Origin of the sequence: Trinickia sp. (genome assembly GCF_051961175.1) — a bacterium.
GTDB lineage: Bacteria > Pseudomonadota > Gammaproteobacteria > Burkholderiales > Burkholderiaceae > Trinickia.
Map to the genome: position 1 here is coordinate 1 of NZ_JBQCDN010000360.1, position 10,132 is coordinate 10,132.

Here is a 10,132-nt window from a genome sequence, read left to right on the forward strand (position 1 = left end):
GGGGTGGGGGGGGCCCTGGTTTTTTTAAATGGCCGTTTCCTTGTCCCCCCCCCCCCACACCCCCGCGGCTGTGGCCACTGCCGCCAATAAGCAGGCACCTCAACCAGAAAAAGCGCCGACGCCTACACTTGCTCGCGTATCCGGGCGTAGGCCACCCAAGGGGTCACTGGCCGATAAACGGGCTTCCGAGGCCTCTTCGCTTCACTCCACCTCACCAAAAGCGGCCGCGCTCGGGTTCGTGCATCGGGTCGGGCGTCTTTTGCGTCATGCGCAGGATGCCCTGCGGGTCGAAGTAAAAGCTGTACATCTGATACCAGACGTTGGCTTCGAGATAGCGGTACGTCCATACCTCGCGCTTCATCAACGGAAAGTACGACGTCTCCACCGGGCGCCCGAAATTGACCAGCACGTCCTGCTTCGTCCACGTGCCGATCTGTGCCTTGTAGAACTCGCTGGGCTGCAGCACTTGCCGCACGTTCAGTACCTTGCCCGATGCATCGACGTCGGCCGCAGTCGTGACTTCGCCCATCGGTTGAGTGGGCCACATCAGCCGCTTGCCCCCATTGGGCAAGTCGTAGATCTCGCGCGGGGGGCCGAGACGCGCGACGACGGCCGATTGATCCTCGCCGGCCGTAAAACCCTGCCACGGTTGCGCGCACCCGGCGAGGATAAAGGCGGCCGCACAGGTGAGGGCGGCGGAAAGACGTTTGGACATAAATGCCTCCGATAATTCCACGAGCGGCGTTGTAACACGGGCCCGCCTGGTTTGGACAGGGGCAGCGCACAAAGATTTGAGTTACGGGCATGTCAATGCGGTGTGCGTTTGCCCATGCGGTGGCTTGCGAGCGGTGCCGGTGAGGCCTAATATCCGCGCTTCGAATGGCGGCAAGGAACGCATGATGAAGGGCGAGCAGACGAAGCGGGCTAAATGGGCTAAATGGGCCAAATGGACGAAATGGGCATCGATCGCCGGTGCCGTCTGTGCGTTGGCGGCGCCGGCCGCGCAGGCCGCCGGCGCGAATGACGCCGCGGCGCCGATCCGGCTCGCACTGATCGAGGGGATGTCGGGGCCCTTCGCGGACGCCGGCGCGGCAGTCGAGCGCAATGTGCGTTTTGCGATCGAGCGCGTCAATGCGCGCGGCGGCGTAAAGCTGCCCGACGGCGCGCATCCGCTCGAACTCGTGGTGCTCGACAGCCAGGGCGGCGTCGAGCAGGCGCTCGTGCAGTTGCGCGCCGCGGCCGACCGTCACATCCCGTTCGTTTTGCAGGGCAATGGCTCGGCCGTGGCCGCGGCGCTCGTCGCGGCCATCGACAAGCAAAACACCCGCGAACCCGAGAACCGTGAGCTGTTTCTGAACTACTCGGCCGATGATCCGGCGCTGACGGGGGCATCGTGCAGCTTTTGGCATTTTCGTTTCGATGCCCACGCGGGCATGCGGATGAACGCGCTCGCCGATGTCATCGCGCGCGATCAATCGGTCAAACATGTGTATCTCCTGAACCAGGACTACAGCTTCGGCCATGACGTCAGTTCGCTCGCGCGTACCGCGCTGGCAGCCAAGCGGCCCGATATCTCGATCGTTGGCGATGAGTTTCATCCGATCGGCCGCGTCAAGGACTTCACGCCCTACATCGCCAAGCTGCGGGCAAGCGGTGCCGACGCCGTCGTCACGGGGAATTGGGGCAACGATCTGGCGCTGCTCGTGAAGGCTGCCCGGGAGCAGGGCTTCGCCGGCAAGTTCTATACGTTCTACGGCAACAGCCTTGATGCACCGGCGGCCATTGGGGAGGCGGGCGTCAAGCGTGTCGTTGCCGTCGCCGACTGGCACCCGAACGCCGGGACAGCCGCGGCCGCGGACGAGCGTTTGCCCCATGCGAACGCGTCGGCCTCCGATGCGTACTATGCGGCCTTCCGGGCCCGTTTTCCCGCCGCGCACGACGATTACGCGCTGGCCCGCATCGACGTCATGATCGAGATGCTCGCCGACGCCATCGCGCGGGCGCACGGCACCGATGCTGTTGCCGTTGCCAAGGCGCTCGAAGGGGCGAAATACGACAACGGTTTCGATCGGGCCTGGATGCGCGCCGACGATCATCAGTTGATCCAACCCCTTTATGTGATCGAAATGGACAAGGCGGGTACGCCTGGGGTGCGTTTCGACAATGAGGGCTCGGGTTATGGCTTCCGAACGGTCCTGGCTTTGCCGCCGGAGCGGACGGCGCTGCCGGGCGAGTGCAAGATGAAGCGCCCCTGAGGGCGGGAAGCGGGGCCGCAGTGGGCGCAGCCGTCCAGCGGCTTTCGGTTGTGCTACAATGCGCCCTTCGTCGTAACCCACGGCACGGCCTTTCTTCCGTGACCGCCTGTTTGTTTTAAAGGAAATCAAATGTCTGTTGCTGATATCAAGAAGTCTGACATCGTCGCGCAATTCGCACGCGGCACGAACGATACGGGCTCGCCCGAAGTTCAAGTTGCGTTGCTTACGTCGCGCATCAACGAATTGACCTCGCACTTCAAGTCGCACACGAAGGATCACCACAGCCGCCGCGGTCTGCTGCGCATGGTGAGCCGTCGTCGTAAGCTGCTCGACTACCTGAAGGGCAAGGACGCCGACCGTTACCGTTCGCTGATCGAGAAGCTGGGTCTGCGCAAGTAAACGGCCGTTGCCGCGTTATGCAAGATGCCTGTGTCAGTACTGCTGATGCAGGCATTTGTTTTTGCGGCATCACTTGGCGCTTTGGCGCCTGGTGATGCCTCAAGCGCAGCGTAGGTGGGACTGTCTGGTCCCACCTACGCTGCGCATCGTTGGTCCGGCCAAGCACCACCGGCACGCACCATGCGTCGTGCCCATGCCACAAGACGTACCAAGCCCGCACACGCATCGATCGCGCGTTGCGGGTTGCTTCAAAGCAGTCGGCAAAGGCGGGCAGAGCTTTGTGTCATTCCAGCGCGGCGAGCGGGCCTCGTTCACCGGGCGCCGGCGCTGGAATGGCATAACACTCCTCTTCCCGCAGGTGCGCCGGCTGTCGGCGCCGCCCGTCGATGTTGCTGTATCGCGGCGGCGATCCCAAATAGATGAGAAGAGAGAAGGAGTGATACATGTCCATGTTCAATAAGATCGTCAAAGAATTCAAATGGGGACAACATACCGTTCGTCTCGAAACGGGTGAGGTCGCGCGCCAGGCATCGGGCGCCGTCATCGTCGACGTGGAAGACACCGTCGTGCTGGCCACTGTGGTCGGTGCGAAGAGCGCCAAGCCGGGCCAGGATTTCTTCCCGCTGACCGTCGATTACATCGAGAAAACGTACTCGGCCGGTAAGATCCCGGGCGGCTTCTTCCGCCGCGAGGGCCGTCCCTCGGAGCATGAAACGCTGACGTCGCGCCTGATCGACCGTCCGTTGCGCCCGCTGTTTCCGGAAGGCTTCTACAACGAAGTCCAAGTCGTCATTCACGTGCTGTCGATCAACCCGGAAGTGCCGGCCGACATCCCCGCGTTGATCGGCGCTTCGGCCGCGCTGGCCGTGTCGGGCCTGCCGTTCAAAGGCCCCGTCGGCGCCGCCCGTGTCGCCTACATCAACAACGAATACGTGTTGAACCCGACGCGCACGCAGCAGGAGGAATCGAGCCTGGACCTCGTCGTCGCCGGTACCGAGCGTGCCGTGCTGATGGTCGAATCGGAAGCGGATCAACTGCCCGAAGACGTCATGCTGGGCGCGGTGGTGTTCGGCCATGAGCAGATGCAAACGGCGATCGACGCGATCCACGAACTCGTGCGCGAAGGCGGCAAGCCCGAATGGGATTGGCAAGCCGCGCCGAAGGACGAAGCATTGATCGCGCGCGTGACAGAAATCGCGCACGGCGAACTCGTGGCGGCTTACCAACTGCGCAACAAGCAGCAGCGTTCGACGAAGCTGAAGGAAGTCTACGCCGCGACGAACGCCAAGCTCGACGAACAAGCCTTGGCCGCGGGCCAAATGCCGGTCGACAAAACCGCCGTCGGCAACATCCTGTTCGACATCGAAGCGAAGATCGTCCGCAGCCAGATCCTGAACGGCGAACCGCGTATCGACGGCCGCGACACGCGCACCGTGCGCCCCATCGAAATCCGCACGGGCGTGCTGCCGCGTACGCACGGTTCGGCGCTGTTCACGCGCGGCGAGACGCAAGCGCTCGTCGTGGCGACGCTCGGCACGAAGGGCGACGAGCAGATCATCGACGCGCTCGAAGGCGAATACCGCGAGCGCATCATACTGCACTACAACATGCCTCCGTTCGCCACGGGTGAAACGGGCCGCGTGGGCACGCCCAAGCGCCGCGAAATCGGCCACGGCCGTCTGGCCAAGCGTGCGCTCGTCGCCTGCTTGCCGAGCGCCGAAGAGTTCGGTTACTCGATCCGCGTCGTGTCGGAAATCACGGAATCGAACGGTTCGTCGTCGATGGCTTCGGTCTGCGGCGGCTGCCTCGCACTGATGGATGCAGGCGTGCCGATGAAGGCGCACGTCGCCGGTATCGCGATGGGCCTGATTCTGGACGGCAACAAGTTCGCCGTGCTCACCGACATCCTCGGCGATGAAGATCACCTCGGCGACATGGACTTCAAGGTGGCCGGTACGGCCGACGGCGTGACGGCGCTGCAGATGGACATCAAGATCCAAGGGATCACGAAGGAAATCATGCAGGTGGCGCTCGCTCAGGCGAAGGAAGGCCGCATGCACATCCTCGGCAAGATGACGGCTGCCGTCTCGGGTGCGAGCACGGAGCTGTCGGAATTTGCGCCGCGCATGATCACGGTCAAGATCAACCCCGAGAAGATCCGCGACGTGATCGGCAAGGGCGGTTCGGTGATCCGCGCGTTGACGGAAGAAACGGGCACGACGATCGACATCTCCGACGACGGTGTCGTGACGATCGCGAGCACGAGCAGCGAAGGCATGGCTGAAGCCAAGCGTCGTATCGAGAACATCACCGCCGAAATCGAAGTCGGCCAGGTGTACGAAGGCACGGTACTCAAGCTGCTCGAGTTCGGTGCGATCGTGAACATCCTGCCGGGCAAGGACGGCCTGCTGCACATCTCCGAGATCGCGAACGAGCGCATCAAGGACATCAAGGACTACTTGAGCGAAGGCCAGCAGGTGAAGGTCAAGGTCATCCAAACGGATGAAAAGGGCCGTGTGCGTCTGTCGGCGAAGGCGCTGCTGAACGAAGGCGGCGCGGGCGCTGCTCCTTCGGAGCCGACGCCGCAGTAACGCGTCGTCGTCCCCATGCCTGAAACGGCCGGCCGCCTTCCAAGCGCGCCGGCCGTTTTTTCGTCAGAATGGCGTCCATCCATAGGTATCCGACTGCCTCGGAGGCGATGTGAAAGCGATCGAAATTACGGAGTTCGGTGGCCCTGAAGTGCTGGCGCTCGCCGAGCGGCCCGAGCCGGTGCCCGCCCAGGGCGAAGTGCTCGTCAAAGTGTCGGCGTCGGGCGTGAATCGCCCGGACGTATTCCAGCGCAAGGGGGCCTATGCGCCCCCGCCCGGCGTATCGGATCTGCCGGGGCTCGAGATTTCAGGTGAGATCGTCGGTGGCCACATCGACGAAAAGCATAACCCGTTCGGGCTCAAGATCGGCGATCGCATCTGTGCACTGCTCGCCGGCGGCGGGTATGCGCAGTATGCAAGCGTGCCCCTCGCGCAGTGCTTGCCAGTGCCGAAGGGGTTGACCGACATCGAGGCCGCGTCGTTGCCGGAAACGTTCTTCACCGTCTGGAGCAACGTGTTCGATCGCGCGCGGCTCGGAGCGGGCGAGGGTGGAGCGAACGAGACGTTGCTCGTGCAGGGCGGCTCGAGCGGGATTGGCGTCGCCGCTATCCAGATCGCCCACGCGCTCGGATTCCGCGTCTTCGCCACGGCTGGCACGGCGGACAAGTGCAAAGCCTGCGAGGCGCTCGGGGCCGAGCGTGCGATCAACTATAAATCCGAGGATTTCGTCGAAGTCGTGAAATCGTTGACGAACGACCGCGGGGTGGATGTCATCCTCGATATGGTGGCCGGCGGCTATGTGCCGCGCGAACTGTCCGCACTGGCCGACGGCGGCCGGCTCGTCATCATCGCGCTGTTGGGCGGCGCGAAAGCCGAGCTCAATCTTGCCGAGGTGCTGCGTCGGCGCTTGACAGTGACAGGCTCGACGCTGCGCCCACGCTCGATCGAATTCAAAGCGAGGATTGCGGCGCAGCTCCAGGAGCGTGTTTGGCCGCTCATCGAGGAGGGACGCATCAAGCCCATCGTCTACCGCGTGCTACCCGCGCACGAGGCGAGCGCGGCACATGCGTTGATGGAAAGCGGCGAGCACATCGGCAAGATCGTGTTGGATTGGAGCGGCAAATCGAAGTAACGGCGATTCCACGACACCGCTGATTCATCCGATGTAACCGGCCCTTGAGCGGGCACAGTTTCCCCATCGCCCCGGGGCTCGGCACGAACGATGCCATGCGCTCATACGCCACGCATATGACGCGGGGCTGCGTTCATCCGCATATCGTGCTTTGGACTTGAGCGCGCACGCACTAATACTGGTTACGGTGCGATCTTTCATCGTGCTTTCAATTCGTCGGAAGATCGTGTGACGCATAGCCGAACCCCGCGCGGAGGATCCCATGAGTCAAGTGACGAAGAGTGCGGTAGACGCGCTAAAGGGCGCGATGCGTGGGCAATTGCTGCAAGACGGGGATCCTGGCTATGAGCAGGCGCGTCACATCTGGAATGCGACGATCGATCGCAGGCCGAGCGTCATCGCCTGTTGCGCCGGTGTGGCGGACGTACGCCGCGCTGTTAATTTCGCCCGGGAAAACGAGATGCTGTTGGCCGTCCGGGGCGGAGGCCATAACATCGCAGGCAGCGCGATATGCGACGGCGGGCTCGTGATCGATCTTTCTCCGATGAAATCGGTGCGCATCGACCCGCGCGCGTGCCGTGCCTATGTCGAGCCCGGCGTCACGCTTGGCGAATTCGATCACGAGGCGCAGGCGTTCGGACTGGCGACGCCGCTCGGCATCAATTCGACGACGGGCGTCGCTGGCCTGACGCTCGGCGGTGGCTTTGGCTGGCTGAGCCGCCGGTACGGAATGTCGGTGGATAACCTGCTGTCGGCCGATGTCGTGACGGCCGATGGCGAACTTGTTCACACCGACGCGACGCACGACCCGGATTTGTATTGGGCGATCCGCGGCGGGAGCGGCAATTTCGGCGTCGTGACGATGTTCGAGTTCGAACTGCATCGGGTGGGCCCCGAAGTCTACGCGGGGCTGGTGGTCCTGCCCTTCGAGCAAGCCGCGCAAGCCTTGCATCGCTACAACGCCGCGACGCAGGCCATGCCCGACGAGTTGTCGGTCTGGGCCGTCATGCGCTTGGCTCCGCCGCTGCCGTTCCTATCGTCAGACGTCCACGGTAAGCCAGTCATCGCCTTCGCGCTCTGTTACACGGGGCCCTTGGACATGGGCGCACGTGCCGTCGAAGTGGTGCGCAGTTTCGGCCAGTCCTACGGCGAACATCTCGGTCCGATGCCGTACGCCGCTTGGCAAACGGCGTTCGATCCGTTGCTGACGCCCGGTGCGCGGAACTACTGGAAGTCGCACAATTTCGCCGATTTGCCCGACGCTCTGCTGGATGTGGCCGTTGCCGCGATTGAGCGCCTTCCGTCCCCGCAATGTGAAATATTTTTCGGCCAGATCGGCGGCGCAACCGCCCGCGTGCCGGTCGAGGCGACCGCCTATAGCAGCCGCGACGCGCAGTACGTGATGAACGTACATGCTCGATGGGACGATCCGAGCGAGGATTCGCGCTGTATCGACTGGGCGCGCGGCTTTTTCGAGGCATCGGCGCCGTTCGCGCTCGGCAGTGTTTACGTGAATTTCCTCACGCAAGAAGAGGGCCCGCGCGTGAGCGCCGCCTATGGACCGAACTACGAGCGGCTGATGGCCGCGAAAACGCATTACGACCGGGGCAACCTCTTTCGTCACAACCAAAACATCCGGCCATCGGCGTTATGACGCCGTTGCCGCGCGCGGGGGGGTCGGCGCACCACCGAACCCATTGCATCACGGAGGGACATCATGTCTCGCAAATACATCGACTGCCGGGAGTTCCCGAGCGAAATGAATTGCACCGTCTCTCTCGCGGCGGACAGCGAGAACGAACTGATCGAGGCGGCGGTTCAGCATGCCGTTTCGGTACATCGCCATGTCGATTCGCCCGAATTGCGTGCCCAACTGAAAACGCTGTTCCACGACGGCACGCCGCCCGTCGAGTCGCCGCGCAGAATGTAAGCTGCGCTCGGTCCAGGAACCGCTGGATACGACGCCCGTGCCAGCGGTCGTCACCCGCCGTTCTGCGCGCGCCGGGGCGAGCCGCACAGCCGGCCCGCAGCGGCAGCTGCGCGCCCGGTTTGACCGGCCCCGCCCAAGCACAGTAAAATTGAGCGTTTTGCGTGCGCCTTCTTGCCTGGTGCTTCGAAAATCGGGCTTCCAGAATCGGACTTCCCCAATCGGGCTGCTAATCTCCTCGGGCTTCCAAGCCCGTCGGCTTCCGGTTCGGGTTCCAAGGTGCGTGCTGAGGTCGCCCGGCACAACCCGGGTTGCCGGCACGGCCGCGGCGGACATTACACAGGGCGAGATACATGTCGGAAAAGCGGTCGGAACAGCGAGTGAAGTGGGTGGTCGGCAATTGGAAGATGCATGGGCGCCTTGCAGAGAACGCGGCGCTGTTGCAGGCGGTCGCTGACGGCGCGGCCGCGATGGCCGATACGATCCGCATCGGCGTCTGTGTGCCGACACCGTATCTCGCACAGGCGCAAGCGGTGCTGTCGGGCAAGCCGGTCGCCTGGGGCGTGCAGGATATTTCCACCTACACGCACGGCGCCTATACCGGTGAAGTCGCGGCCGAGATGGCGTGCGAATTCGGCGCGACGCTCGCGATCGTCGGTCATTCCGAACGTCGCGCGTATCACGCGGAAAGCTCTGAGCTCGTCGCCGCGAAGGCGCGCCGCGCGCTCGAAGCCGGGCTCACGCCGATCGTCTGTATCGGCGAAACGCTGGACGAACGCGAGGCAGGTACGACCGAGGCGGTGGTGGGGGCGCAGCTCGATGCGGTCCTGAATCTGCTGTCGGTGGAAGAAGCGGCGCGCATCGTTATCGCCTATGAGCCCGTCTGGGCCATCGGCACGGGGCGGAGCGCCACGGCCGAGCAGGCGCAGGCAGTGCATGCGTTCCTGCGTGCGCGGCTCGCGCAAAAAGATTCGTCGCTCGCGCGCGTGCCGTTGCTGTATGGCGGCAGCGTCAAAGCCGACAATGCATTGGCGCTGTTCGGCCAGGCCGATATCGATGGCGGCCTGATCGGCGGTGCATCGTTGAAGAGTCAGGATTTCCTCGCGATCTGCGCGGCTCAGAAGGCAGCGAGCCAAGCTCGCTAACCAGCGCGCAAATGCGAAGCGGTGTCCGGTGGCGATCGATCGCGCACTGGGCGCTCAAACCACTTATTAGGTGAGTCAGATGCTGTTTTTGAAAACGTTGATCATCGTCGTGCAGCTGCTGTCGGCACTGGGCATTATCGGCCTCGTGCTGCTGCAGCATGGCAAGGGCGCCGACATGGGCGCGGCATTCGGTAGCGGGGCGTCGGGCAGCTTGTTCGGCGCAACGGGCTCCGCCAATTTCCTGTCGCGTGCCACGGCGGTTCTCGCGACGATCTTCTTCGTGACGACGCTCGCGCTCACCTACATCGGTTCGTACAAGTCCCGTCCGTCCGCGGGCGTGTTGGGTTCGGTGACGGCGCCGGCGGCGCCCGCCACGACGGCCGCTTCGGCTCCGGTCGCGTCAGCGCCTGCGGCTGCGCTGGCACCGTCCAGCAGCGCCGTGCCGAAGTAAGAAATTTCGCATAAAATTGCACTTGTGCGTTGAACAATTCTTGGAAGCACGTTAGAATCTAAGTCTTGAAGCGATTCGCGGGTTTCAACGAATTGTCCCGGATTGCAAACAGTGCCGACGTGGTGAAATTGGTAGACACGCTATCTTGAGGGGGTAGTGGCGAAAGCTGTGCGAGTTCGAGTCTCGCCGTCGGCACCAAAGTTATCCAATGCCAGCCGCATGCTTCGCTTCGGCT

Annotated in this window: 9 protein-coding genes and 1 tRNA gene; 9 read left to right on the forward strand and 1 reads right to left on the reverse strand. The window is 63.5% G+C overall.

The window, feature by feature from the left end; genetic code table 11:
• Positions 1-211: 211 nt before the first annotated feature.
• Positions 212-715: a hypothetical protein gene (locus ACTHL0_RS20850; RefSeq protein ID WP_440568793.1), complete on the reverse strand. Its 504-nt coding sequence runs from the start codon at positions 713-715 to the stop codon at positions 212-214.
• Between the two features lie 184 nt (positions 716-899).
• Here ACTHL0_RS20850 and ACTHL0_RS20855 point away from each other — a divergent pair, with 184 nt between their 5' ends.
• The 9 genes from ACTHL0_RS20855 (at position 900) to ACTHL0_RS20895 (ending at position 10,095) form a co-directional block, all read left to right on the forward strand.
• Positions 900-2,255 carry a branched-chain amino acid ABC transporter substrate-binding protein gene (locus tag ACTHL0_RS20855; protein ID WP_440568802.1) on the forward strand — a complete coding sequence of 452 codons (1,356 nt, stop codon included), beginning with the start codon at positions 900-902 and terminating at the stop codon, positions 2,253-2,255.
• A gap of 129 nt (positions 2,256-2,384) precedes the next feature.
• The gene (gene rpsO / locus ACTHL0_RS20860; protein WP_440536121.1) at positions 2,385-2,654 is read left to right on the forward strand and encodes a 30S ribosomal protein S15; all 270 of its coding nucleotides are present in this window, start codon (positions 2,385-2,387) and stop codon (positions 2,652-2,654) included.
• A 443-nt stretch (positions 2,655-3,097) separates the two neighbouring features.
• Positions 3,098-5,245: a polyribonucleotide nucleotidyltransferase gene (pnp, locus tag ACTHL0_RS20865; RefSeq protein ID WP_440568794.1), complete on the forward strand. Its 2,148-nt coding sequence runs from the start codon at positions 3,098-3,100 to the stop codon at positions 5,243-5,245.
• Positions 5,246-5,354: 109 nt separating this feature from the next.
• Complete coding sequence (locus tag ACTHL0_RS20870) at positions 5,355-6,374, forward strand: NAD(P)H-quinone oxidoreductase (protein WP_440568796.1); 1,020 nt, start codon at positions 5,355-5,357, stop codon at positions 6,372-6,374.
• A gap of 262 nt (positions 6,375-6,636) precedes the next feature.
• A complete protein-coding gene (locus ACTHL0_RS20875) occupies positions 6,637-8,028 on the forward strand; it encodes an FAD-binding oxidoreductase (RefSeq protein ID WP_440568798.1) in 1,392 nt (463 codons plus the stop codon).
• Between the two features lie 63 nt (positions 8,029-8,091).
• Positions 8,092-8,304: a DUF1059 domain-containing protein gene (locus ACTHL0_RS20880; RefSeq protein WP_440568799.1), complete on the forward strand. Its 213-nt coding sequence runs from the start codon at positions 8,092-8,094 to the stop codon at positions 8,302-8,304.
• Positions 8,305-8,654: 350 nt separating this feature from the next.
• The gene (gene tpiA / locus ACTHL0_RS20885) at positions 8,655-9,446 is read left to right on the forward strand and encodes a triose-phosphate isomerase (RefSeq protein ID WP_440568800.1); all 792 of its coding nucleotides are present in this window, start codon (positions 8,655-8,657) and stop codon (positions 9,444-9,446) included.
• 79 nt (positions 9,447-9,525) lie between these two features.
• A complete protein-coding gene (secG, locus tag ACTHL0_RS20890) occupies positions 9,526-9,897 on the forward strand; it encodes a preprotein translocase subunit SecG (RefSeq protein ID WP_440568801.1) in 372 nt (123 codons plus the stop codon).
• Positions 9,898-10,010: 113 nt separating this feature from the next.
• A tRNA-Leu gene (locus tag ACTHL0_RS20895) sits at positions 10,011-10,095 on the forward strand.
• The last annotated feature ends 37 nt before the right edge of the window (positions 10,096-10,132 follow it).

What these genes read in the sequence shown, in the direction of transcription:
- rpsO (WP_440536121.1), top strand. Translation starts at nt 2,385, where the DNA reads ATGTCTGTTGCTGATATCAAGAAGTCTGACATCGTCGCGCAATTCGCA.
- secG (WP_440568801.1), top strand. Translation starts at nt 9,526, where the DNA reads ATGCTGTTTTTGAAAACGTTGATCATCGTCGTGCAGCTGCTGTCGGCA.
- ACTHL0_RS20855 (WP_440568802.1), top strand. Translation starts at nt 900, where the DNA reads ATGAAGGGCGAGCAGACGAAGCGGGCTAAATGGGCTAAATGGGCCAAA.
- pnp (WP_440568794.1), top strand. Translation starts at nt 3,098, where the DNA reads ATGTCCATGTTCAATAAGATCGTCAAAGAATTCAAATGGGGACAACAT.
- ACTHL0_RS20850 (WP_440568793.1), bottom strand. Translation starts at nt 715, where the DNA reads ATGTCCAAACGTCTTTCCGCCGCCCTCACCTGTGCGGCCGCCTTTATC.
- ACTHL0_RS20880 (WP_440568799.1), top strand. Translation starts at nt 8,092, where the DNA reads ATGTCTCGCAAATACATCGACTGCCGGGAGTTCCCGAGCGAAATGAAT.
- tpiA (WP_440568800.1), top strand. Translation starts at nt 8,655, where the DNA reads ATGTCGGAAAAGCGGTCGGAACAGCGAGTGAAGTGGGTGGTCGGCAAT.
- ACTHL0_RS20875 (WP_440568798.1), top strand. Translation starts at nt 6,637, where the DNA reads ATGAGTCAAGTGACGAAGAGTGCGGTAGACGCGCTAAAGGGCGCGATG.